The sequence below is a fragment of the Olsenella uli DSM 7084 genome (assembly GCF_000143845.1).
GTDB classification, from domain to species: domain Bacteria; phylum Actinomycetota; class Coriobacteriia; order Coriobacteriales; family Atopobiaceae; genus Olsenella; species Olsenella uli.
Genome location: NC_014363.1, coordinates 1,623,654 through 1,645,913, shown reverse-complemented (window position 1 = coordinate 1,645,913; position 22,260 = coordinate 1,623,654). Strand labels below are relative to the sequence as shown.

General features: G+C 63.8%; 24 protein-coding genes and 1 tRNA gene. 21 read left to right on the top strand and 4 right to left on the bottom strand.

The window, feature by feature from the left end:
- Window positions 1-5: 5 nt before the first annotated feature.
- The 14 genes from OLSU_RS07180 (at window position 6) to OLSU_RS07115 (ending at window position 12,953) form a co-directional block, all read left to right on the top strand.
- Window positions 6-1,040, top strand: coding sequence for a TatD family hydrolase (locus tag OLSU_RS07180; protein ID WP_013252291.1), 1,035 nt, complete (start codon window positions 6-8; stop codon window positions 1,038-1,040).
- A gap of 95 nt (window positions 1,041-1,135) precedes the next feature.
- On the top strand, window positions 1,136-1,936 hold the full coding sequence (locus tag OLSU_RS07175) for a ComF family protein (RefSeq protein WP_013252290.1): 801 nt from the start codon (window positions 1,136-1,138) through the stop codon (window positions 1,934-1,936).
- A 415-nt stretch (window positions 1,937-2,351) separates the two neighbouring features.
- On the top strand, window positions 2,352-3,323 hold the full coding sequence (locus OLSU_RS07170) for a substrate-binding periplasmic protein (protein ID WP_013252289.1): 972 nt from the start codon (window positions 2,352-2,354) through the stop codon (window positions 3,321-3,323).
- A 155-nt stretch (window positions 3,324-3,478) separates the two neighbouring features.
- Window positions 3,479-4,057: a ribosome hibernation-promoting factor, HPF/YfiA family gene (gene hpf / locus OLSU_RS07165; protein WP_013252288.1), complete on the top strand. Its 579-nt coding sequence runs from the start codon at window positions 3,479-3,481 to the stop codon at window positions 4,055-4,057.
- A gap of 15 nt (window positions 4,058-4,072) precedes the next feature.
- Window positions 4,073-5,092: a DegV family protein gene (locus OLSU_RS07160; protein WP_013252287.1), complete on the top strand. Its 1,020-nt coding sequence runs from the start codon at window positions 4,073-4,075 to the stop codon at window positions 5,090-5,092.
- 9 nt (window positions 5,093-5,101) lie between these two features.
- Window positions 5,102-6,148 (top strand): NAD(P)-dependent oxidoreductase, encoded by a 1,047-nt coding sequence (locus OLSU_RS07155; protein ID WP_013252286.1) that lies wholly within the window; start codon window positions 5,102-5,104, stop codon window positions 6,146-6,148.
- A gap of 2 nt (window positions 6,149-6,150) precedes the next feature.
- Complete coding sequence (locus tag OLSU_RS07150) at window positions 6,151-6,579, top strand: hypothetical protein (RefSeq protein ID WP_013252285.1); 429 nt, start codon at window positions 6,151-6,153, stop codon at window positions 6,577-6,579.
- 6 nt (window positions 6,580-6,585) lie between these two features.
- Window positions 6,586-7,362 carry an NYN domain-containing protein gene (locus tag OLSU_RS07145; protein WP_013252284.1) on the top strand — a complete coding sequence of 259 codons (777 nt, stop codon included), beginning with the start codon at window positions 6,586-6,588 and terminating at the stop codon, window positions 7,360-7,362.
- An 18-nt stretch (window positions 7,363-7,380) separates the two neighbouring features.
- Window positions 7,381-7,968 (top strand): hypothetical protein, encoded by a 588-nt coding sequence (locus OLSU_RS07140; RefSeq protein WP_013252283.1) that lies wholly within the window; start codon window positions 7,381-7,383, stop codon window positions 7,966-7,968.
- Between the two features lie 207 nt (window positions 7,969-8,175).
- Window positions 8,176-9,153, top strand: coding sequence for a hypothetical protein (locus OLSU_RS07135; RefSeq protein ID WP_013252282.1), 978 nt, complete (start codon window positions 8,176-8,178; stop codon window positions 9,151-9,153).
- Between the two features lie 342 nt (window positions 9,154-9,495).
- Window positions 9,496-10,152 carry a type IV toxin-antitoxin system AbiEi family antitoxin domain-containing protein gene (locus OLSU_RS07130; protein ID WP_041548985.1) on the top strand — a complete coding sequence of 219 codons (657 nt, stop codon included), beginning with the start codon at window positions 9,496-9,498 and terminating at the stop codon, window positions 10,150-10,152.
- Window positions 10,152-11,039 carry a nucleotidyl transferase AbiEii/AbiGii toxin family protein gene (locus OLSU_RS07125; RefSeq protein ID WP_013252280.1) on the top strand — a complete coding sequence of 296 codons (888 nt, stop codon included), beginning with the start codon at window positions 10,152-10,154 and terminating at the stop codon, window positions 11,037-11,039. The genes OLSU_RS07130 and OLSU_RS07125 overlap by 1 nt, the downstream gene beginning before the upstream one ends.
- Before the next feature lie 7 nt (window positions 11,040-11,046).
- The gene (locus OLSU_RS07120; protein WP_013252279.1) at window positions 11,047-11,352 is read left to right on the top strand and encodes a TfoX/Sxy family protein; all 306 of its coding nucleotides are present in this window, start codon (window positions 11,047-11,049) and stop codon (window positions 11,350-11,352) included.
- Window positions 11,353-12,008: 656 nt separating this feature from the next.
- The gene (locus tag OLSU_RS07115; RefSeq protein ID WP_013252278.1) at window positions 12,009-12,953 is read left to right on the top strand and encodes an Nmad3 family putative nucleotide modification protein; all 945 of its coding nucleotides are present in this window, start codon (window positions 12,009-12,011) and stop codon (window positions 12,951-12,953) included.
- Window positions 12,954-12,968: 15 nt separating this feature from the next.
- Here OLSU_RS07115 and OLSU_RS09925 read toward each other — a convergent pair whose 3' ends face one another.
- Entirely contained in the window at window positions 12,969-13,133 is a 165-nt protein-coding gene (locus OLSU_RS09925) for a helix-turn-helix domain-containing protein (protein ID WP_148219070.1), read from the bottom strand.
- Between the two features lie 307 nt (window positions 13,134-13,440).
- Between OLSU_RS09925 and OLSU_RS07105 the strand changes: the two genes are divergently transcribed.
- The 4 genes from OLSU_RS07105 to OLSU_RS07095 all read left to right on the top strand — a co-directional run bounded on the left by OLSU_RS07105 (window position 13,441) and on the right by OLSU_RS07095 (window position 15,716).
- Entirely contained in the window at window positions 13,441-14,631 is a 1,191-nt protein-coding gene (locus OLSU_RS07105) for a purine-nucleoside phosphorylase (protein WP_013252277.1), read from the top strand.
- A gap of 58 nt (window positions 14,632-14,689) precedes the next feature.
- The gene (locus OLSU_RS07100) at window positions 14,690-15,055 is read left to right on the top strand and encodes a hypothetical protein (RefSeq protein ID WP_041548982.1); all 366 of its coding nucleotides are present in this window, start codon (window positions 14,690-14,692) and stop codon (window positions 15,053-15,055) included.
- Between the two features lie 75 nt (window positions 15,056-15,130).
- Window positions 15,131-15,298, top strand: a complete 168-nt coding sequence (locus tag OLSU_RS09655; protein ID WP_013252275.1) for a hypothetical protein — start codon at window positions 15,131-15,133, stop codon at window positions 15,296-15,298.
- Between the two features lie 342 nt (window positions 15,299-15,640).
- Window positions 15,641-15,716, top strand: a tRNA-Thr gene (locus OLSU_RS07095).
- Here OLSU_RS07095 and OLSU_RS09385 read toward each other — a convergent pair.
- The 3 genes from OLSU_RS09385 to OLSU_RS07080 form a co-directional block, all read right to left on the bottom strand.
- On the bottom strand, window positions 15,690-16,538 hold the full coding sequence (locus OLSU_RS09385) for a nucleoside/nucleotide kinase family protein (RefSeq protein ID WP_013252274.1): 849 nt from the start codon (window positions 16,536-16,538) through the stop codon (window positions 15,690-15,692). The genes OLSU_RS07095 and OLSU_RS09385 overlap by 27 nt on opposite strands.
- 190 nt (window positions 16,539-16,728) lie before the next feature.
- A complete protein-coding gene (locus OLSU_RS07085; RefSeq protein WP_013252272.1) occupies window positions 16,729-17,505 on the bottom strand; it encodes a glucose-6-phosphate isomerase family protein in 777 nt (258 codons plus the stop codon).
- Window positions 17,506-17,520: 15 nt separating this feature from the next.
- Window positions 17,521-19,263: a class I mannose-6-phosphate isomerase gene (locus OLSU_RS07080; RefSeq protein WP_013252271.1), complete on the bottom strand. Its 1,743-nt coding sequence runs from the start codon at window positions 19,261-19,263 to the stop codon at window positions 17,521-17,523.
- 177 nt (window positions 19,264-19,440) lie between these two features.
- Here OLSU_RS07080 and OLSU_RS07075 point away from each other — a divergent pair, with 177 nt between their 5' ends.
- The 3 genes from OLSU_RS07075 (at window position 19,441) to OLSU_RS07065 (ending at window position 22,253) form a co-directional block, all read left to right on the top strand.
- Window positions 19,441-20,214, top strand: a complete 774-nt coding sequence (locus tag OLSU_RS07075) for an SDR family NAD(P)-dependent oxidoreductase (RefSeq protein ID WP_013252270.1) — start codon at window positions 19,441-19,443, stop codon at window positions 20,212-20,214.
- Window positions 20,215-20,310: 96 nt separating this feature from the next.
- Window positions 20,311-21,306 carry an SIS domain-containing protein gene (locus tag OLSU_RS07070; RefSeq protein ID WP_013252269.1) on the top strand — a complete coding sequence of 332 codons (996 nt, stop codon included), beginning with the start codon at window positions 20,311-20,313 and terminating at the stop codon, window positions 21,304-21,306.
- A gap of 89 nt (window positions 21,307-21,395) precedes the next feature.
- The gene (locus OLSU_RS07065; RefSeq protein WP_013252268.1) at window positions 21,396-22,253 is read left to right on the top strand and encodes a sugar phosphate isomerase/epimerase family protein; all 858 of its coding nucleotides are present in this window, start codon (window positions 21,396-21,398) and stop codon (window positions 22,251-22,253) included.
- The last annotated feature ends 7 nt before the right edge of the window (window positions 22,254-22,260 follow it).

The window sequence follows — 22,260 nt, the reverse complement described above, 5'->3', positions numbered from 1 at the left end:
CGCCCATGCCCCGCAAGCCCCAGACACCACCGGACGCCCTCGCCCCCGAGGATGGCACGCTCTTCCATGATGCCAAGGGTCGGCCGGTGCCACTGCCACGGCCACTGGCCCCTCTCGCGGACACCCACGGTCACCTCACGCACTTCCGCACGCATGACGCCTCGGTGGCCCTCTGCCGCGCTGCCTTGGCGGGCGTCTGCCTGCTGGTGGTCCCCATCGATCCCGCAGACGACATGGTGGGCGATGCGACCTGGGGCACGAGCGTCGGCGCCCTTCTCGGCTGGCTTGATGACCAGGTCGAGCGTGCTTGCGGGCGCATGGGCGAATGCGCGGCGCACGGGCTGGTCCCCCCGGAGTTTCCCGGCTTCGCCGACGTGCCCGACCTGCTTGGCAACGTCCGCATCGTGGCGGGGGCGCACCCGTACGGGGCCCGACGCTACCTGGAGGACGCCTCGGTCCGCGCACGGCTCGAGGAGCTCATGGCGTCCCCGCGCTGCGTGGGCGTCGGCGAGATCGGCCTGGACTATGGCCCCTACAACGAGCTTCCCCGCGACGTCCAGCTCGCCGCCTTTCGCGCCCAGCTACGCCTGGCTGCCGAGAGGAACCTGCCTGTCGAGCTGCACCTCCGTGATGCCGACAATGACCCATCGGCTGCCGCGCATGCCGATGCGGCCCGCGTCCTGTCAGAGGAAGGCGTCCCCTCGGCTGGCTGCGACATCCACTGCTTCACCTGTGGGCCCGACGTGATGCAGCCGTTCGTGGACCTGGGTTGCCACATCGCGTTCGGTGGCGCCGCGACGTTCAGGCGCTCGGAGGACATCCGTGCCGCCGTAGGCACCTGCCCGGACGGCTTGATCATCTCAGAGACGGATGCCCCGTACATGGCCCCGGTGCCCCTGCGCGGGCAGGAGTGCGAGCCGGCCATGGTCGCCTTCACGGCATCGCTTCTGGCAGACGTCCGTGCCCGAGCGGGCATCGCCACGCGTGGGGAGGCCTACCGCCAGCTCTGGGAGAATGCCACCTCGCTTTTGGGAGGGTAGACACAGCCATCCTGTGCCCATGGGGTGCCTGCTCGCGCTATCATCGTCTCACAACCAAGCCGACCCCCCGCGCGTACGAGCGCCAGGAGGGTCGTGTGCTTTTTCATGCTGGTACGAGGCTGGAGGCGCTGCTACGCGATGCCCTGTGCGACCCACTGCATGATGCCCTTGGCAATACCTTGCATGGCGGCCTGCTCTCCGGGGGAGAGGAACTCGTCTGGCCCACGCGCTGCGTTCGCTGCAATGCGCCCGGCAGCCTGCTGTGCGAGGAGTGCCGCACCCACCTTGCGTGGATAGGCCAGCGTTGGGCCTGTCCCGTCTGTGGCGCCCCGTTCGGCTGGCTCACCTGTACGGAGTGCACGGGGGACTGGGAGCTGCGCACGACCACCTGCGCCCTCGTGTTCGCGGGCACGGCAGCGCGCATGGCCACGGTCCTGAAGGACGAGCACGAGCTTCGGCTCGCGCCGGTTCTGGCGTCGGCCATGGCGACGTCCCTGGACGAGGCGTCGGCATGGGCCGCACCCGACGGGAACGCCCGCTTCGATGCGGATCGGGTCGACGCGCTCTGCTTCGTTCCGGCAACCCAGGCGGCGTGCCTGCGCAGGGGCTTCGACCACATGGAGCTCGTGACCCGCGCCCTTGCGGCGGAGCTGGCCCTTCCCGTGGCTGACGTCCTGGCGCGCGATCCCGCTCGGGACCAGCGCACGCTGGACAGGCGAGGGCGTGCGGCCAACCTCGAGGGCGGCGTGCATGTGGTCGACGACGTGCGCGGCGCCCGGCTCCTGCTGTTGGACGATATCGTCACCACGGGCGCAAGCATGCGGGCCTGTGCCCGCGCGCTCATCTCGTCGGGCGCTGCCGAGGTGGGCGGCTGTGCCCTGGCACGCGTGTGGTAGCGTCCCGCCACGAGCCGTCCCGAGACCCAGGGCACGACGTTCGCCGTGCCCTGGGAGACAAAACGTTGCAACTGTTATAATCGGTGCGTTTTACCCAGGTCTGTGGTTGCGGGCGCAAGCCCTAGTTCATGGCAGACGAGGCCGAAAGGATCCACGTAAGCCCGGGTGTGCGCACCCGGGCGAGCATGGCTCGTCCTAGAAGTAAGTCGCACCGCCCGAAACCAAGCCGAGGCGTCCAGCCTCACGGGCGAGAGGGCCATCAGTGGGGGACCGTGCAGTCCCGAAGCGAGAGCCCCGGTGTGCGAGTGTGGGGTCAAATACCAGGTCAGCTGGGTAAAACGCTGGCTCGAGGCACTTGGGGCGCGCGTGCCGGGCAGTGTGGCGGAGGGGCAGACAGAGGAGCAGGGGCAGGCAGATGAAGAACACAGGCACATTCAGGTCCGTTGCGGCGACGGCGTCCCTCTCCCTCGCCCTGCTGCTCACCGGTTGCGATGGTCTGCCAGGCGTCCAGACCACCTCCGTCCCAGACGCCAAGGCCGCCCATGCCGCGTCGCTGTCCCCCAAGGTCGATGCCTCGGCACTCGTCGAGGCAGGCTACCTCACGGTGGGTCTCAGGACCTCCTCCTCGACGGCCCCGTTCTGCATCACCTCGGACGGGAGCCAGGTGCAGGGCCTCGACGTCGAGCTTGCCTACGCCCTGGGTGACGAGCTGGGCCTCAGGGTCAAGTTCGTCGATGTCAGCGATGCGGGTTCCTCTCTGGGTCAGAGCTGCGACGTCGTGATGGGCATGAAGGGGAGCGACACCAACGCCGCCGTGCTCGCCGGCAGCTACGCCGAGTCCGCAGCCGCGCTCTTCCGCAGGGGCTCGACGGGCGTGGCCAAGATCGAGGACCTCTCGTCCAAGAAGCTGGGACTGCAGGCAGGCTCCGTGTCCGAGAAGACCCTCGGCAACACGGGCCTCGTGGTGGAGCGGGCCAGCTACAGCAACCTCAACGAGGCGTTTGCCGACCTTGAGGCGGGAAAGGTCGACTACGTCCTGTGCGATGCCTACTCTGGCGCCTACCTGGCAAAGGCATACGACGACATCAGCCTTGCCGGTACGCTCGACGCGCCCGCCGCTGTCGGCGTCGGCGTCGCGCGCACGAACTCCGAGCTCTTCTCGGCCGTGAGGTCTGCCCTGGAGGCCATCCAGTCCAACGGCATCATGGACCTCGAGCGCACCCGCTGGGTGGGGTCTCTGGAGTCCCTGGGTGCCGGAGCCCAGGTCAGAAACATTCCCGAGGCAACCACATCCGCCGGCTCGGCGACGGGGTCGTCCGCGGGGGAGGGGACTGACACGAACGCTGCCGGCGTCGACGGTGCCGGCTCGAACGCCGTGACGATGTAGCCACCTCGCTCGGGAGCCTGGCATCCCTTCGGGTGTTGCCCTGCGGATTATTGGCCCATTCGCCGGACGCGTCCCGTTGGGGGCATTCCGATTGGGTATCAATGGGATACGACAGGACTCCCATAGGGGTTTAAACGCGACACGAGGAGGTACTGATGGTAGACATCAAGATCTCAGGACGCAAAGTCTCCGTGACGGACGCCATGCGCGACCATGTGAACGAGAAGGTCGGCGAGTCCCTCAAGGTTTTCGATATCAAGCCCATGACCTGCGACGTAGTGCTGCGCGTTGACAAGAACCCCTCGAACCCCGACCGCAAGATGTGCGAGGTCACGGTGTTCGTCCGCGACAACGTGGTGCGTGTCGAGGCCAGCAGCGCCGACATGTACGCCGCCATCGACGAGGCGGCCGACAAGGTCGCCCGCCAGCTGCGCAAGTACAAGACGCGCGTGATCGACCGCAGGCAGCGCCCGGTTCCCATGCCCGTGCCCTCGAGCAGCGACGACCTCGCAGACCTCATCGTGGACGAGGACGATGCCCTGGTGAGGGAGAAGCTCATCGACCTCAGGCCGATGACCGAGGAGGAGGCCCTGGTCCAGACCGACCTCATAGGGCACGACTTCTATGTTTTCGAGAATGCGACCACCGGTCTCATCAACGTCATCTACCACCGCCATAATGGTGGCTATGGAATCATCAAGCCGAGACTCGAGACCGAGGACGGCGTGGCATAGCGGGAGATACCACACATGGCTCAGGATCTGTCTGACCAGCTGGCGCCTGCGGGGGCTCCGGTCGACGTGAGGAGCGTCGGCCGGGCCTATCATCAGAAGCGCCAGGTCAAAATCATCGTAGACTCCACCGCAGACTACGCGCCCGGCGTCGCCGAGCAGCTGGGCGTCGAGGTCATTCCCTTCACCTATGTGGGACCCGACGGCGAGCATGTGGACGACCTCTGGGCCACGAGCGACCCGCACGAGTTCTACGAGGGTATGCGCAAGAACCCCCACGTGCGCTACACGACGTCGGCCGTCACCCCTGGCCGCTACCTCGAGGTCTTCGAGCGCGCCGCCGAGGAGGGCCTGCCCACCATCTACATGGGCCTCACCGCCGGCCTCTCGTCCTCCATCTATGCGGCCGAGCAGGCCGCCCAGATGGTGCGGGACAGCCATCCCGACTTCGAGATCTACGTCCTGGACACCCGCTGCGACTCCGCTGCGGGGGAGCTTCTCGCCATCGAGGTCGTGCGCCAGGCGTCCAACGGCCTGAGTGCGGAGGAGCTCTACGCCTGGGCGTCCGACGCCCGCTACTTCGTCCAAGGCTACTTCACGCTCGATAGCTTCGACGCGCTGGCGGCAGGCGGGCGCATCCCGCCCGCAGCGGCGAACGTGGGCGGCAAGCTGGACATCAAACCCGAGCTCTCCTATGACCTCAATGGTGCCCTGACGCTCAGGGGCATGTGCCGTGGTCGCAAGAAGGCCCTGCGTGCCATCATCCAGGACTTCCGCGAGAACTACGCCCATGACAGCTCGCTGCCGCTCGCCATCGTCTCGACCGATGCCGAGAAGGACGCAGACTGGCTCGAGCGCGAGGTCCGCAAGGAGAAGGGCTGCGAGGACGTCACCGTCATTCGCAGCCAGGTCTCGCCGATCCTGGGGTCCCACGTTGGCCCCGGCATGGTCGCCCTGGTGTTCTGGGGCACCGACCGCAGGGAGAAGGTCTCGCTGACCGACCGCATCGCCCGCAAGGTCAAGAAGGGCGCCCAGTAGGGAGAGAGCATGGCAGTTCAGAAGATCCGCAGGGTCGCGTTCGTCGGGACCGGCATCATGGGCGCCCCCATCGCGGGCCACGTCTTGGACGCAGGCTTTGGCCTGACGGTCCACAACCGCAGCAGGGAGAAGGCAGACGGCCTCGTCGCCCGTGGCGCCACCTGGGCCGACAGTCCCGCCGCAGCCGCTGCCGAGGCGGACGTCGTCTTCACGATGGTAGGCTACCCGGATGACGTGGAGGACGTCTATCTGGGCGCAGGGGGCATACTCGAGGCGGCCAAGAAGGGGGCTTGGCTCGTCGATCTCACGACCAGCTCTCCGACGCTTGCGCGCGAGCTGCATGATGCCGCCGAGGTCGTGGGCAAGCATGCCTTCGACTGCCCCGTCACGGGCGGCCAGTCGGGCGCCGAGGCCGGTACCCTGACACTGATGGTCGGTGCCGGGGAGGACGACGCACGCATCCTCCTCCCCGTGCTCGAGAGCTTCTCGTCCAAGGTCTACTACTTCGGCGCAGCCGGCAGGGGCCAGGCGGCCAAGCTCTGCAACCAGGTGTCGCTGGCGTCGTGCATGATGGGCTATGCCGATGCGCTGGCGCTGGCCGAGCAGTCCGGGCTCGACCTCGACCAGGTCGTCGACATGATGTGCGACGGCATGGGTGGGTCGGCCGCCATGGAGCGCCTGGCGCCCAAGTCCGTCGCCGGCGACTTCAGGCCCGGCTTCTTGGCGGAGCACCTGCGCAAGGACCTGGGGCTTGCCCTGATGCGCGCAGACGACCTCGACCTTACGCTCCCGGGCGCCGAGACGGCCTTCAACCTGTACGACACCCTCTGCACCGTAGGCGGCTCCCGCCTGGGGACCCAGGCGATCTCCCTGCTCTACGCCGACGAGCAGACGGGCTTCGCAGCTGGCTTGGACTGGTCGCGCCTGGACGCGAGCGAGTGGGAGGACGAGCCCGGATGCGCTCACGACCATTGCGACCATGACCACCGCGGTGACGGCCATGGCCACTGCGAGCACGACCACTGCGGCTGCGGGCACCACCATGGGGAGGCCTAGCCTTGGCGTTCTCCCTGGCGGTCGTCGCGCTGCTCCTGTTCTTCTTCGGCATCGTGCTGGGCCTGCGCGTCGGGGCCGAGCTGGCGCCGCGTTGCGTCACCCGACATGAGTATTGGATGGCCAACCTCGGGGTCCTGGGTGTGGGGGTGGTGGTCTCCGCCGTCGTGTGGGCGAGTGGCCTCCTGCTGCTCTCGGGCATCCCCTTGGGAGGCATGGCCGGGGCCATCGCGGCACTGAAGATGGACTTCGGCGAGAGCGTGGGGCCGTGGAAGTTCCACGACCGTGCGCTTCGCGTGAACAAGGACCAACTGAGGCGTTCCGAGGACGGCAACGCCGAGGCGGTGCGCCGCGCGCGCAGGGACGGCACTCCCGAGCCCGAGCTCATGAGTGTCGCGACCGGTGCGAGGCCGGCGGACCACGAAGGGAAATAACGACACATGAGTGAAGCAAACCAGAGCTCCCTGGCGGTTCTCATAGACTACGAGAACCTGGCGCTGGGAACGGGCCGCCGCAAGCGCAACGGCCACCAGGAGCCGGGTCCGCGCCCCGACGCCAAGCGCATCCTGGAGCGCCTCGTCGACAAGGGCCGCATCACGGCCAAGCGCGCCTACTGTGACTGGCAGCGCTTCGATGACGCCATCACGCCCCTCCACGAGCTGGGCATCGAGCTCATCGAGATACCCGACCGCGCCTTCACGGGCAAGAACTCCGCCGACATCCGCCTGGCGGTCGATGCGATGGAGATGTGCCTGACCAAGGACCACATCGACACCTTTGCCATCCTGTCCGGCGACTCGGACTTCTCGCCGCTCGTCGCCAAGCTCAAGGAGTTTGGCAAGACCGTGATCGGCGTGGGCATGAAGGAGTCCACCAGCACGCTTCTGGCCGAGGTCTGCGACGAGTTCCTGTTCTACGAGGACATCGTGAGCGCCGGCGGCGTGCCCGACTTCACGCAGAAGGTCAGCAAGGACAAGCATCCCTGCTACCAGCTGCTGTTCGAGACCATCGACGCGCTTCAGGGCGAGAGCGACAGCGCCGTCCTGGCGTCGCGCCTGAAGGACACCATGAAGCGCAAGCGCCCGCAGTTCTCCGAGAGAAGCTATGGCTACCGGTCGTTCTCGATGCTGCTGCGCGAGGCCTCCAAGCTGGGCTTCATCGACATACACCAGGACCTTCGGAGCGGAACCGTCATGGTAGACGGCTTCTGCGAGTGACGCGAAAGGAAGCAACGCATGGCAGAGGATGAGAGCAAGGACGGCGCGTCGCTCGAGGCGCTGGTGGAACGGCTGAAGGGATCGCGCCGCCGTGGTCGCCAGGAGGCCGCGCACGAGATCGCCGTGCTGGCAAAGGCAGACCCCCAGTCGCTGGTCACATATGCCGACGATCTCGTCGACGCGTTGGATCGCCCCGAGGCCCAGACGCGTTGGGAGATGCTCGACGCCCTGACCTCGGTGACATCCGTCGACGCGTCGGTCGTGGCGGCGGGGTTCGACGGTGCCGAGGCATCCCTCTTCGATGATGGGTCGGCCATCGTCCGCCTGGCCGCCTTCAAGTTCCTGTCCTGCTATGGCGCCACCTCGGAGCGGGCCTCCGATGCCGTCTGGCCCCTGCTGGACGAGGCGGTGCAGTGCTATCACGGAGACCCCGAGTACCATGACATGCTGGTGAGCATGCTGGAGTTTGCCCGTGGCTCCCTCTCGGAGAAGAGCCGTGACGCCCTGGCCGCTCGCGTCGCCTTCGACGCGGAGAGCGGCCGTGGCTACATCAAGGCTTATTCGACCGAGATAGCTGCGGCCGTGGCGGCCGCACGGGGGCAGTAGGCTTGTCTTCGGGGCTTTGCGCCTCTCGACCCGAGGGGAAGGCCCCTTTCAGTCGGTGCGTAGAGATATGTTCGCTTGGATGCCAGGCCCGTGGTTCTTGCCGTGGCCAGACCAAGTAGTAGCATGAAGACGTTCTGCCAAGCGTACGAGCGCAATCGTACGGAAGTGACTCCCGTTCGTCGGGAGCGACGAGTGGGAGGTTATGCGATGGATGACTCCACCAAGGAGCCAGAGGTGACCGAGGAGACGGTCGAGGACGCGCCCGAAGAGGAGGTCGAGAGGGACACCAAGAAGGACACCAAGAAGGACACCAAGAAGGACACTTCTGCACCCGATGACAAGCCCGCCGCCGCACGCAAGGGGCTTTCGACCCCGGTCTGGGTCGCCCTTGTGGTCGTGGCGCTGGTGGTCGGCGTGCTGGGTGGCCACTTCCTGCTGGGCGGTATCGGAGGCAGCAGCCTGTCGGGCAAGACGACCCTCTCGGAGGACCAGCTGGACTCCGTCATGGGTACCTACACCTATGGTGGCAAGACGTACGACGTGACCGCGCGTGACGTCATCACCACACAGTCCTCGCTCAGCTCCGCAAAGCAGGAGGACGGCAGCTACAAGGTTCCCGCTGCCGACGGCGTCGTCTCGTACGCGCGCTCGGCGATCCTCGCCAAGGCCGCCGAGGACCAGGGCATCTCCATCTCCGACGAGGACCGTGACGCATACGCCCAGTCCACCCTGGGCAACAGCGACTACGACAGCATAGCCTCCTCCTACGGCATGGACGCCGACACCGTGAAGAAGCTCATCAGCCAGTCCGCCGCCATGAGCAAGCTGCGCGACAGCGTCGTGACGACCAATGCCGGCACCGCGCCGACCGCCCCGACCAAGCCGGCCGACGGCCAGCAGGACGCCGCCACGTCAGACTACGCCCAATACGTCATCGGGCTCGCCGGCAGCGAGTGGGACGCCGACAACAATGGCTGGGCTGCGACCGATGGCCCCTACGCCACCGCACTCTCCAACTACACCATCACCAACGACTCGGCTACCTATGAGGCTGCCCAGGCCGCGTATTACGTCGCCTACCAGCAGTACTCCTCGACCCAGTCGGTGGCCAAGTCCCAGTGGACGAACTACGTCAACGGCCTGCTCTGCAACGCCAGCATCTCCGTCTTCTCGCTGGTCGCATAAGGAAGGCATGCAGCTTGCCACGATGGTCCTTCGGACGAGCTTGATGTAGCGAAGCCGAAGGTCCTGGCATCGCGTGATGCCATCGCGCCGCAGTCCGCGACGCAACCATGGGCATTCCCGTCATGGATCAAGCCCGGCCGGGCCCTTTGAAGGGGCCTGGCCGGGCTGCCCTTATCGGGGCAGACAGAGCCGTTAGCCTCTACTGAGTGGGAATAGTATCGTATTTAGCATTTGCTAGCAGGAACTGTCATCGAGCGTTATTTCGTGCAGTTTCTTGCATCAATAACACCCGACTAAAGATTATAGTGTTGCAATTGTAGGGTTATAGCCTACAATTGCAACATGAGTAATTCGAACCACATAGAGGCTATCGCACAACTCTCGGAATCCGAGAGCATCTTCACTACGGCGCAGGCGAGACGCATGGGCATCCCCCGCGATGCCCTGCACGATGCAGTCGAGTCCGGCCGCATCGAGAGGATCGTGCGCGGAGCCTACCGTATGGTCGGCTCTGGCTCATCCTTCACTGACGAGCTCGCAGCGATATGGAAGCTTACCGAGCCGGCGAAGTTCACTCACGAGAGGCTGCGTGCCTCCGAGTGGGACGGCATCGTTGTCGGGGGATCCACCGCATCGGCTCTTCTCGAGATAGGCGACCTCCACCTCTCGCCATACCGGCTCTACGCCCCCAAGAGGATAAATACGAGGAACCCGTCAGCGAGCTTCGCAAAGCGCACGGTGCCCCGAAGCGACGTGATGTTTTCCCACGACCTGCCGGTGACTCGGCCTGAGCGCACCGTGTTCGACCTCGTCGTGGACGACGAGGACTTGTCTTTGATCGCCGACGTGTTGAAGGATGCATGGCATGCAAACCGCGACTTCGACTTTAAAAGGCTCGCCGGCCTCCTGAGAAGCCACTACGGAGAAGCGAGAGCAGAGAGCCTCTACCGAGGCCTTCTGGAGGATTCGGGCCTGAGGGATAAGGAGGGGACGCCATAATGTACAAAAGCGCCGCTGCTCTGGAAATGGCGGTCAAGGCCGCTGCTTTATCATCTCCCCTCAACACGAGCAGGGCCATCTCCTCCTTCTATTTCCACCGGTTCCTCTGCCGCGTGTTCGCCGGCGGTAACGATGCGTTTGTCCTCAAAGGCGGCCAGTCGATGCTCGCCCGCACGATCGATGCGAGGGCGACGCGCGACATCGACCTGCTGGCGACAAGGGGCGACCTCGACGAAGCGCTCCGAAGCCTCATCGGACTGGCGCAGGAGAATATGGATGACTTCGTCACTTTCGAGTTCGCCGGATCGAGGCCCATCAAGGCCGAAGACGAACACCGCAGCGGCCTCTCCGTGAGGTTCATCCCCATCATCGGCTCAAAGCGCATGCAGCAGATTGCGATCGACCTCGTCATCGAAGAAATTCCCCTCGAGGACACAGAGCTCATTGCACCCGTGGACAGAATCGACATTGAGGGGCTGCAGACTTGCGACTATCTCGTCTACCCCGTGGAGAATGCATTGGCAGACAAGCTTTGCGCCTTGGCTGAAAAGCACGGCGGAAGAGTATCCTCGCGAGTGAAAGACCTGGTCGACATTGCAATCTACGCGACGACGTGCTCCATCAATGGAGATAAGTTGCAGAAATGCGTGCATCGCGAAGCAGCCGTCCGAAGGGTAGCCCTGCCGAAATCCTTCGCCATTCCCGAAGGCTGGGATGAATCCCATGAGGGGCGGTTCGAGAAGATGTGCTTGCAGACGGGATTAGCTGATTCGTTTTGGAGCATTGACGCGTCGGCTAAGCTCGCCCGCAGACTTTTCGACCCCGCTCTTGCCGGTTTGGCAAATGACATGACGTGGAGTCCGCAAAAGACAGCTTGGGAGGAGTAAGATCGCTATGGCAAGCAGCGAAGAATACCTCGAATTCGTCCTTGGTCTGCTGCGGGACGTCCCCTCTGTTACCCATCGGAAGATGATGGGCGAATATCTCCTGTACAGCGAAGGCGTTCTTTTTGGAGGCGTTTACGACGACAGATTTCTGCTGAAGGATGTACCTGCAGCCCGCGCCGTGTTCCCGTTAGAGCAAACACCCTACGAGGGAGCTAAGGCTATGCTCCTCGTCGATATTGAAAACCCAAGCGAGATTGCGAGCGTGATTGCCGACATGATACCCGAGGTGAAAAATCCAAAGAAGAGGCGCTGAAACAGCTTTACAAGTGATGCGAGTTCTCACTTTGAACCTGGTTGCCTGCCATCAAGTAACGTTACCGCAGATCAAACCATATATTCTCCAAAGCGTGGACTTACTCCCCAGCAAAGTCAGATAGGATTTTCCAACTCCGATTCCAGCGTGAACTCAGCCGTGTGGCACGTTTCAACATTTCAACAGGTCAGACGTTTACTCCCTAGTAATCTGTATTTATTCTCGGCTATCGCGTGCCAAAGTGGAACTCAGTGTTGAGTTCCGGCTGAATTCCAGTTTTGGGACCATTTCGCGATGCTAGGAATAAATAAAGTCGCTGGCTAGGCATCTCTTTGAGTTCATGCTTCCCTGTTTTGCAACTATCGAGTGGGAATAGAATACATCCTAATATTAGCCAGTTTCTTCAGGAACACGTCCCTACTTTCACCTTTTGGGGGTGTGGACTAAAGCTTGGAGACAAGGAGGTCCGCCATGTATGATCGGGAGACGAGGGAGAAGTCAGCCTACCCAAGCTGATCAAGGACCTGAGACGAGGACACAAGGAGGTTGGGCTCACGGACGAGCAGCTCTCTCGTCCTTGAATATGCCCTTCGACCATATATGGATGGTTCGGGCGATAGTTCGAATCCCCAGTACATACGGGAGTGCGGGTGTAGATGCTGATGAGCAAGCGCGACTCTGCGAAAGACGGGCACGAGGGAGTCGCCCACACTTACGGCAGGAAGGTCATCCTCTCGCGCAAGGGATTCGATAGCAGTGCGGGAGGAAAAGCTAGTCCGGTTTTCTTCGAGGACACACGCGACCTCGCGGGTACGCTCCTCTCGCTTCCCATCCCAGATGGTGATGCCCGAGACTCGTATGCTGACCTGGAGTATGACGGAATGGGGTACGACCAGGTCGTCTCGTCTCTCAAAGCCAAAAACAAGACGGCCAAGTGCCACGTGGACCCCGATATCCGCGAGGGGACACGCAGAGAACAGCCTCGCGACTGGAAGCCCGCGTTTGGACAGACGGGAAAGGCGCAGAAGCAGCTGTGTAACGCTGGCGTCATGAAGGGAGACCTCTTCCTGTTCTTTGGGTGGTTCAGAGGCGTCATGAGAACCAAGGATGGGGCGCTGCGGTATATGAGCAAGGGTCGCGACTTTCGCCGCAGCGAGAACTCCGATGACTGGTACCGCTTCTCTGACCTCCAGGTTATATGGGGCTACATGGAGGTTGGCGCCATCCTCACCGATTCCGAGGAGATACGCCAGTACTACTGGCATCCGCACGCACAGCCTGGCAAACTCGATGGCGACAACAACACCCTGTATATTCCCACCCAACGATTGAGCTTCGCTCCAGGGCTTCCGGGCTACGGTACCCTGGATTTTGCCCGAGGCCGCGTGCTGACAAAGGAGGGTATGACGAGAAGCGGGTGGATTCCCTACCCCTTCCTCATGCCAGAGCACGTGAGCGGCAATCGGAAGAACGGCTTCCGCCCCAAGACGGGGCAGAGCGCGGGGGACGTGCTCATGTACGGGGGACAGTGGCAGGAACTTGTCTGCTACGAATCCGATGGCCTTCTCGACCGGGCCAAATCACTGATCTGCGGGCAGTAGGGAGTGCTCCACAGGTCACGTTCTACGTGAATCCCTCGCTCCTCTTCCTGCACCGCTACGCTCCACCAGGCCCTTCCGCTCGAGCGAAGCGAGCAGGCGCCCCGTTGTCGAGAGGCTCATGCCGCATGCATCCGCAACCTGCTTGCGAGCCATGAGCATTCCCGCTGGAAGCGCATCCAAGATTGCCCTCTCTTCGAGAGTCGTGAATCACGTTCTCCACGTGCAGGCAATCGCCGTCGACGTCTCGGAGGCCCACGGTGGCGCCATCATCGGACATGCCGAACACGCATGTGAACATGGACTGTAAGCGTGAGGCAGCGGCCGCCGCGAGCAAGTCGTTCTGGTCCGTTCGGCCGTAGCTATTCCGTTTGGACGATACACATCGGATACGTCCTTTCCCGAGTTGGCATATCCTACACGTGGTCGCATTGGGCGGGTGGGACGGTGTGGTCCCGCCCGCCCTTCCGTATGGAGGGGAGGGGATGCCGTGCGCGTCATCGTGAGCGAGTGCCTGAGGGGCGTCGCGTGCCGCTACGACGGGGGAGCCAAGCCCGTCTCGGCCGTGCAGGAGCTCTGCGAGAAGGTCGACGTCGTGGGCGTCTGCCCCGAAGTGGCCAGCGGGCTGCCCGTGCCCCGTCCGCCTGCAGAGCAGGTGGACGGGCGTGTGATATTGAAGGACGGCAGCGACGTGACGGAGGACTTCAAACGCGGGGCTGACATCTCGCTCGGGAGGGCCAAGGCCTCTGGTGCGCCGCTCGCGGTTCTCAAGGCCAAGAGCCCCTCATGCGGCGTCGGGGTCATCTACGATGGAAGCCATACCGGCAAGTTGACCAAGGGAGACGGCATCCTTGCCCATCTCCTGCAGGAGGAGGGGATCTGCGTGGTAACCGAGGACATCGTCAAGAGCTGCAAGCCGTCCGTCGAACATCCCGTGGCGATCGTGTTGGGCACGGGCCTCGGCCACCTGGGTTCGCTGGTCAAGCCCGCTCGCCACATCGACTACCACGACATAGACGGCTTTCCCGACGAGGCCCGCCCCATGGCTGGCCACAGCTTCCAGGCTGCCGTCGGTACGATAGACGATGTGCCCGTGGTCGTCTATCCCGGGCGCATCCACCTGTACCAGGGATACAGCGCCATGGAAATCACTTCGCTGGTGCGTCACGCGCATCACCTGGGCTGCCGTGACATCATCTTTGCCTGCGCCACGGGTTCCGTTCCCGGAAACGCCAGCACGGGCCTGGGCATCCTTACCGACCAGATCAACCTCACCGGGCGCAACCCCCTGGCCGAGTGGGACGAGATCCGCGAGGTCGAGACGCCATTCGTGGGCATGACCGACGCCTACACCCCCTACCTGCGCACGCTCGCCCGCGGCGTGGCGGACGACCTGGGCATATCCGTGGAGGAGGGCGTCTACGCCGGCACGCTCGGGCCCACCTTCGAGACGCCCGCCGAGATCGGCATGCTCAGGATGCTGGGCGTCTCCTATGTGGGCATGTCCACCGTCTGCGAAGTCATCATGGCGCACGCCCTGGGCATGAACGTGCTGGGGCTTACGTTGGCAGCCAACGAGTCCGGTGATGCCACCGTCACGCATGAGAGCGTCCTGGCCGAGGCCGGCAGGCATGCCGATGACTTCGAGCGTCTGGTTCGCGGCGTGCTGCACCTGCTGTAGGGGAGGGACCATGTCGTCTCGTGCCGTTCTACCGCGCCTCAGGAGCAGCCTCGGCAGCATGGCAGCGGTTGTGGGCATCGTCGCCTTCCTGGTGCTCGCGCTCTTCGGCGGCGTGCCAGACCTGGGTGGTGCCGGCAGGGCCGTCGTCACTGCGGACAGCGACCCCTCGGCCGCAGTCTCGGCGCTCAAGCGCAGGGATGACAGCATCTACGGGGATTCCAACCTGCACGACCTCTTGGATGGCGTCGAGCCCAACGACGTGGGCTCGACGCCCCCCTCCGATGGGAACGAGAGCCCCATCGATGCGAGCGGGGACCCAACGGGTGATGTCTCCGCAGACGATGGCGAGCTCCACGACGCCTGGAACGAGAACGTCGGCTACAGCTATGCCAGCGAGGCCTATCGGCATACGGAGAGGGAGTAGATCGCTGCCTACGGCTCCACGGTCCTGACCGACTTCGACGTCGCATACCCGCAGTTTCATGGTGGGATTGCCAACGTGGATCAGGTGAACGAGACGCTCGGGCAGACGGCCATGCGCTTCGTGAGCGACAGCTACGAGAGCCCCACCGACTACTATCGCTCCGTGATGGCGAGCGTCATTTCATTGAGGACGGCTACGGGAGCGGCGGCGATGGCCGGGTCTCTGCGGACGAGTGCCTCCTGACCAAGATCGCCCCGCGTGAGCAGCTGGTCCAGGCACTCAAGGGCCAGGGGGAGCTTGCCCAGCGCTTTCAGACCACGCTCTTCGTCGACGGCAACGGCAAGGTCAACCTGGACGTCACGTTCTGGGTCTCGAAGGACGGCAGCTTCATCCGTGGCTGGCAGGACGTGACCGTTCCCGACGGCGAGCTTGCCGCCGCTCGGAGGGACTCCACGTTCTGGTCGCTGCTGCCCGCTCCTGGTGCATAGGGCTGTGATGGTGGGGGAGATTGCAGAGCGGCCCTTGAAAGGGGAGGGCTCTTCGCTTAGTATCTATACGCCGCACCGCGAGGTGCATCATAGGGGCGCCAGTTTAGCTCAGTTGGCAGAGCACCGCTCTCGTAAAGCGGGGGTCATCAGTTCGAGTCTGATAACTGGCTCCAGGGAGAAGCAGGCCGGAGGGGATGACCCCTCTGGCCCTTTGCTCCTCTCTCATAGTGCGGGTCCCCTACCAGCAGCTCGGTGCCCTTCGTGAGCGTGTAGCCCCCGTCCTCGCCGAGCGCGAGCTCGATGTCGGCGGGCACGTGCCCGCCGAGCACGCGACGGACGTTCTTGTCGTCCGACCGTTCGAACCAGGCCTCTGCCTCCTCTTGCGTGGAACCGCCCTTCAGCTTGCGACCCACGAGCCTGTCGCGCAGCAGCCCCATCGGCGCGGAGATGTAGACGGTCTCGTCGGCAAGCTCGCCAATGCCCGCCCATGCGCCCTCGCCGATCTGGAAGTAGTTGCCCTCGACCAGCAGGATGTCCCCCGTGACCTCCATCGCGTCGGGGACGGCGTCATGCAGCACGCGCGAGTACTCGGGCCAGGGGGTGGGGTGCTCGCCGCGCGCGTCCGCCAGCTTCGCCCGCAGTCCCGCCACGTCGTAGGTGAAGGACGCCCCCTTGCGCGAGCGCAGCGTGATCGTCTCGCCGTCCTCCACGTAGGTATGGGAGTCCAGGTAGGCGTTGGGATAGTGATAGCCGTCCATGCCGATCGCCTGGATGGGCACGCAGCCGTCCATGTCGTGCGACAGCTGCGCGAGGCAGAGCGAGAGCGTCGTCTTGCCCGATCCCGGAGGCGCGCTCATGAGCACGATGTAGCGCCCGCCCAGGCGACGCTGGGCGGCGGACCAGTGCCGCACGAGGGGTTTGAAGACGCCCTCGATGTCCTCGTCGCGATAGCTGGCCTCGATGTCCAGGCCGTTCACGGTGATGCTCACTCGCATGGCTCCCCTTCGGACGTCCTCTGCGCCACTGCGCCCCTCCCACCACATCCTAACGGACGCGCCCCGCGCCTTGTATGTCACGTGGGGAGCACCTCCGTGGAGAAGCCTCCCTTCTCGCCAAAGGCACCCATGCCGCGACCGGGGAGCCCCCAGTACCCGTCGGTGCGCTGCGTGTCCACGGAATGTCCCCTTACGGCTCATGGACGGCCCAGATGTTCCGGGCCGTCTGCGGATCGGTGACGAAGCGGAAGAGCTCGTGGTCGCGCTCGTACTGCTCGTAGATGCTCATGCCGCTCGTCAGGCCCAGCTCCTCGGCGCCACGGGCCTCGCGCAGGATGAGGGAGGACGGCTCGTATGCGTCGTTGTGCACCCACGAGAGGCCGCCGGTCCTGACCTCGGGAAAGTAGGCCAGCCCCCCATGCCGGCGAACATCCGCATAGTCGAAGCCGTAATCTCGCACGCACCAGGCCCCGAAGGCCATGGGACGAGACGGATCGGCATTGACGGTGCAGTGGGCCCAGGCCGGCGGCACCACCACTACCTGCCCCGGCTTGGCATGAACCGCATAGCAGCTGCCAGGCTGGTCCTGGGCGCTCTCCTGCATGTAGATGACGGCCTCGCCGTCCCAGATCTCATAGACCTCTGGCGTGGAGCAGCCGCACGAGACGGAGACCGCATGCACATGTCCCTGGCTGCGTACGGGCTCGCTCCCCAGCGTGCCGACGGCGTAGATCATCGCGCCATAGAGCAGGTTGCGCCCTATCAGGTCCGTGCGATCGGCCATGCGCCCCACGTCCATCGACACGATGTAGGGGATTTCGGGTCCCGTGCAGCATGGGTCACGCAGGCTCTGCCTGATGTCGTCCAGATGCCGGCGCTCGGGCATCGGGCCAAAGGTGTCGGGACCGTACCTGAAGGTCATGGCCCGGTAGTCAGGTTCGATGTCGAATCCAGGGTCGAACCACATGGCTGCCCCCTCCTTCTAGTTGCGGACATAGGCTTGGATGACGGCAATGCGGCGGTCCGCCTCGCTCGTGTTGGTGATGCGGTAGGTGCCGACCCGTGCCGGCACGATGAAGGTCTCGCCGTAGTTCACGGGGAAGGGCTCGAAGGGCCCATCGACGCTCTCCACCCGAGCGCTTCCGCCTTCCACCAGGTTGAGCACGTTGACGCTGTCGTGACATTCGAGCCTGGCGGAGCGCGTGAACCAGTGGCGGCGCGTCTCGATGAACTCCAGCTCGTTGAGACCGGTATGCTCCTCGACCACGCCTTCCTGCGAGGAGAGGTTCTGGTGCGGATCTGCCGCACGGTCGATGAGCCGTGTGGCGCAGAGCTCGGTGTCGCGTGAGGTCAGGATGTTGCGTGCACCATGCTCCACATGGGTCGGACGGGGGATGCCGTCGAGGCCGACGCGGCCCCAGTCCCACAGCTTGAAGGTGAATACATAGGGCGTGGCGCTGATCTCGAGAATGACGGTGCCCGCGCCCCCGCAGTGAACTGTGCCTGCGGGAATGTGCACGTGGTCATGCTTGTCCACCGGCAGGCGGTTGACATAGGCCTCATCGGGGAAGCGAATCTCCCCGGCGGCGGCGCGCTCGAGGTCGCGCACCATGTCATCTTTGTTGACGCCGGTCCTCACGCCCAGGTACACATGCGACCCTGCCATGGCGTCGAGGATGTAGTAGCTCTCATCCTGCGTATAGGCCATGCCAAAGCGGTCCCGGATGTACTCGGTGAGCGGATGCACCTGCAGGCTCAGGTTGCCGCCACCCATGGTGTCCAGGTAGTCGAAGCGTATGGGGAATTCGGTGCCAAACCGTGCATGCACCTTGGGGCCCAGAAGCTCGTCGGGATGGAAGAAGACCAGATCGAGTGCCGGCACCTCCACCTCGATGCCCCCAAAGTCCATGAGAAGGGAGTTCTCCTCCGGCACGCCATCGAAGGCCCAGCCGAAATTGGGTGCCTCGGGATCCAGGCCAAAGTGCTCCTGCATCCAGCGGCCTCCCCAGACGCTCTGATCGAAGTAGGGGACCAGCCTGAAGGGACGAGCGGACAGGCGAGCGAGCGCCTCCCTGCAGGCGGCGCCATCCACCATGCGTGGGTCATCAGGACGGTTCGTATCAAGCACCAGGTCGGCCGTTGGCATCACGACCTGCTTGAGACGGTCCGCCATTCGCCACTCGAAGAAGTAGCCTCGCTTGAACTTGCGCAGCGCGTCCTCCCCGTCGTTGCCTGCCTTCCAGTTGGGCATCCCACGACGGTGGCGGCACTGGATCTCCCAACGGGTGAGATCGGCATAGACGACAAGGTCGGGCTCGCAGAGAAGGGTGGCGCCGAAGCCCATGACCACCGCAAGGCCATGCGCTCCCGCCACTTTCGTGCGTGCGGCCTCCAGGCGCTCGTCGTCAAAGAACTGGTCGATGGTGTAGTGGGACATGACGCCGAAGACGCGGTCGTTGGTGATGGTGTCGGCGATTCGAGCTTGGACGCGATCGACGTCCCAAGAGAAGTCGTCCGCTCGAAGCACGACGGAGGGCGAGAGGAGGGGGAGAATTCCTCGCTCAAGCTCGGATAGGTCCACGCCCGGATAGCATTCCAGCGCCAGGACCGCAGGCCCGGCGGTTGTCGCGGCAAGCCGCGCATCGATGGCCCCGGCGATGTCGTGCCAGCTGCGCCAGGCGGGCCCCAATTCGGGGAAATGCGTACAGGGACGTGTCTCATACATGGATGACGTACCTCCTCGGAGGTCTAGCTTACCGCTTTACAAATTATCCCTTGAAAGTAAGTACTAAATAAGTTAATACGAAACGTATACCAGTATAACGGTGATCACTCACGAAGACTGAAGAGTCGTTTTTGGCGTCCGGGAGGATGGCTTCGGCGTTTAGCGAAAGGAGTTCTCATGGAAGGAATAAAGGGCAAGGTCGTGGTGGTTACCGGTGCAGCGAGTGGCATCGGAAAGGCAACCGTGAAGCGCTTCTCGGACGAGGGGGCGCTCGTCGCGATGCTCGACCTGAAGCAGGACGCACTTGAGGCGTCTGCCGAGGACCTGGGCCTTGCCGAGGGCGCATATATGGTCCAGCCTGTTGACGTCACGGTTGACGGGCAGGTCTGCTCCGCAGTGAGTGCGGTAGTTAAAAGGTTCGGGCGCATCGATGTCCTGTGCAACATAGCGGGAATCGGTGGCAGGGTCGGTCCCGTGGAGGACCAGCCCGTTTCCGATGCGCGCACGGTCATCGAGGTCAATCTCCTGGGCACGTACTGCATGATCAACCGCGTCCTGCCTGTCATGAAGGCTCAGGGCGAGGGCGTGATCCTCAATACCGCCTCGGTGGACGGAACCGCGTGCTACGCATATGAGGCCCCCTATGCCATGAGCAAGGCGGGGGTCATCCACCTCACGCAGTGCCTCGCCAATGAGAACGGCAACACGATCCGCGTCAACTGCGTGTCACCCGGCTGGGTCAAGACCCCGATGATGGATGAGACGGCAGACGGCTTTGGTGGCATGGACTACCAGAACGAAGGCGACCTGGTGGACTACGGTCCCCTCGGTCGTGCGGAGGAGCCCTCCGAGATAGCGGGCATATTCGCCTTCCTGGCGTCCGACGACGCGAAGGTCCTCAACGGTGTGGACATCCACGCTGACGGAGGCAAATACCTGGGAAAGCAGTAGCAGCTTAGGAGACGGGGCGCACGCCCTCCTGTGGCGACGCCCCGTCTTTCCCGGCAAGTTTGGTTCGGACCATCAACACGTAAGGATGCGACCCAGATGATCAAGTATGACAGGCAGCACGAGCTGGACAGCGTCAATGGCGCGCTCGCGATTCGTCCCCAGATCGAGAGGGTGGTGGACGAGATCTGCGAGAGGGGCTACGACCTCATCTGCTACATGGGCATCGGCGGCACGTGGGCATCTGCGCTCCAGGTCGAGTCCCACGTCAAGGAGCTCAGCGACCTCCCCATCACGGTGGAGAACGCGGGGCAGTTCAACGTCGTGGGCAACAGGCGCATCACCAAAAAGAGCGTCGTGGTCTTCTCGTCCGTGTCCGGCAACACCGCAGAGATGGTCGCTGCGATGGAGACCCTCAAGAGGGAAGGCGTCACCACCATCGGGTTCGTGGACGTCGCGGACTCCCCGTTGGCCAAGGACGCCACCCACTGCATCACCTACCCCGAGAACGAGCAGCTCAAGTTCTCCATGGTCGCCGACCGCTTCATGGAGAACGCCGGACAGTTTCCGCAGTATGAGGAGTACTACGCTCAGCTTGACGCCAACCTCGCCGAAGGTCTCGCGAGCGTCGCCGTGGCGTCCGACGAGTTTGCGCGGGACTTTGCCCAAGAGCATCACGACGATCCGATCCACTACTTCGTCGGAGCTGGTGGGCAGTACGGCTCCACGTACTCCTACGCCATGTGCTACTGGGAGGAGCAGCACTGGTTGCGCACCAAGTCCATTCATGCCGCGGAGTTCTTCCATGGCATGTTCGAGGTCGTGGACAGGGACACCAATGTCACGGTCTTCCTAGGAGAGGACGCCGAGCGTCCGCTTGCCGAGCGTGTGGCCAAGTTCCTGCCCAAGGTCTGTGCGCGCTATACGCTGATCGATTCGAAGGACTACGAGCTCAAGGGGATCTCTTCCGAGTACCGTGGCTATCTGAGCCACCTCGTGACGCATCAGGTCACCAACCGCATCGACATTCACATCGAGCGCATCAACTGCCATCCGATGGAGATCCGTCGCTACTACCGCCAGCTCGCGTACTAGGCATCTTGGCGTGGCCATCCCAGCCCGGGATGGCCCCGTCCCACTTTGCGTTCGTCCCGGAGGATTTACGTTGTGCAAGGGAGTGCCTTATGTCGACAATTGCCATGCGTGACGTCTCCGTCATGGGGACGTCCTACGTGCACCACTCATTCGAGTACTTTCTGGACTCCATGTGCGAGCTTGGTATCCATGGTATCGACCTCTGGGGCGCGGAGCCCTTCTACTGCAGGCTCGACTACCCAGACAGCCACTCTGCGATGCAGCGATTGAGGAAGATGCGTGCGGAGATGGAGGCCAGGGACCAGCGCGTCACCATCTATACGCCGGAGACCCTCGGCTACCCGTTCAACTTCAGCGATCCCAATCCCGCCCTCACCCTACGGACCATCGAGTACTTCAAGTGGGCGTTCGAGGACGCACACGTGCTCGGGTGCAACCGCGTGTTCATCAACAGCGGCTCGGGGCTCAGAGACCTCTCGCGTGAGGAGTCCCTCAAACGATGCGTGGACACGTTCAGGGTCATACTCGACCTCGCCGAGGCGGAAGACATCATCGTCCCCCTCGAGCAGCTGCAGCCGTACGAGTCCAACCTTGTGGTGGGGCTTGGGGATGTGCGCCACATGCTTGAGGCGGTCGGCTCGCCCAACCTGAGGGTCTGCGTTGACCTCACGGCCATGGAGGTCCAAGGGGAGGACCTCGAGCAGTACTTTGACGCCTTCGGAGACAAGGTGGAGTGGATCCACTACTCCGACAGCCACCACGAGGTTGTAGGCAGCGGCGCCTACGGGAGGGACAAGCTTGCGGGATTCATCCGCACGCTTGAGGACCATGACTTCGAGAACGGCATCGATCTCGAGATCAACGACTCCATCTACTGGGAGGACCCCCATGGGCCACATGTTGAGACGTGCAGGTACCTGCGCGAGGAACTGGGCCTGAGGGACTAGGCCCCCC

What these genes read in the sequence shown, in the direction of transcription:
- OLSU_RS07065 (WP_013252268.1), top strand. Translation starts at nt 21,396, where the DNA reads ATGTCGACAATTGCCATGCGTGACGTCTCCGTCATGGGGACGTCCTAC.
- OLSU_RS07135 (WP_013252282.1), top strand. Translation starts at nt 8,176, where the DNA reads ATGGATGACTCCACCAAGGAGCCAGAGGTGACCGAGGAGACGGTCGAG.
- OLSU_RS07155 (WP_013252286.1), top strand. Translation starts at nt 5,102, where the DNA reads ATGGCAGTTCAGAAGATCCGCAGGGTCGCGTTCGTCGGGACCGGCATC.
- OLSU_RS07140 (WP_013252283.1), top strand. Translation starts at nt 7,381, where the DNA reads ATGGCAGAGGATGAGAGCAAGGACGGCGCGTCGCTCGAGGCGCTGGTG.
- OLSU_RS07125 (WP_013252280.1), top strand. Translation starts at nt 10,152, where the DNA reads ATGTACAAAAGCGCCGCTGCTCTGGAAATGGCGGTCAAGGCCGCTGCT.
- OLSU_RS07160 (WP_013252287.1), top strand. Translation starts at nt 4,073, where the DNA reads ATGGCTCAGGATCTGTCTGACCAGCTGGCGCCTGCGGGGGCTCCGGTC.
- OLSU_RS07075 (WP_013252270.1), top strand. Translation starts at nt 19,441, where the DNA reads ATGGAAGGAATAAAGGGCAAGGTCGTGGTGGTTACCGGTGCAGCGAGT.
- OLSU_RS07115 (WP_013252278.1), top strand. Translation starts at nt 12,009, where the DNA reads ATGCTGATGAGCAAGCGCGACTCTGCGAAAGACGGGCACGAGGGAGTC.
- OLSU_RS07145 (WP_013252284.1), top strand. Translation starts at nt 6,586, where the DNA reads ATGAGTGAAGCAAACCAGAGCTCCCTGGCGGTTCTCATAGACTACGAG.
- OLSU_RS07080 (WP_013252271.1), bottom strand. Translation starts at nt 19,263, where the DNA reads ATGTATGAGACACGTCCCTGTACGCATTTCCCCGAATTGGGGCCCGCC.
- OLSU_RS07120 (WP_013252279.1), top strand. Translation starts at nt 11,047, where the DNA reads ATGGCAAGCAGCGAAGAATACCTCGAATTCGTCCTTGGTCTGCTGCGG.
- OLSU_RS07180 (WP_013252291.1), top strand. Translation starts at nt 6, where the DNA reads ATGCCCCGCAAGCCCCAGACACCACCGGACGCCCTCGCCCCCGAGGAT.
- OLSU_RS07100 (WP_041548982.1), top strand. Translation starts at nt 14,690, where the DNA reads ATGGCAGCGGTTGTGGGCATCGTCGCCTTCCTGGTGCTCGCGCTCTTC.
- OLSU_RS07085 (WP_013252272.1), bottom strand. Translation starts at nt 17,505, where the DNA reads ATGTGGTTCGACCCTGGATTCGACATCGAACCTGACTACCGGGCCATG.
- hpf (WP_013252288.1), top strand. Translation starts at nt 3,479, where the DNA reads ATGGTAGACATCAAGATCTCAGGACGCAAAGTCTCCGTGACGGACGCC.
- OLSU_RS07070 (WP_013252269.1), top strand. Translation starts at nt 20,311, where the DNA reads ATGATCAAGTATGACAGGCAGCACGAGCTGGACAGCGTCAATGGCGCG.
- OLSU_RS07170 (WP_013252289.1), top strand. Translation starts at nt 2,352, where the DNA reads ATGAAGAACACAGGCACATTCAGGTCCGTTGCGGCGACGGCGTCCCTC.
- OLSU_RS09385 (WP_013252274.1), bottom strand. Translation starts at nt 16,538, where the DNA reads ATGCGAGTGAGCATCACCGTGAACGGCCTGGACATCGAGGCCAGCTAT.
- OLSU_RS07130 (WP_041548985.1), top strand. Translation starts at nt 9,496, where the DNA reads ATGAGTAATTCGAACCACATAGAGGCTATCGCACAACTCTCGGAATCC.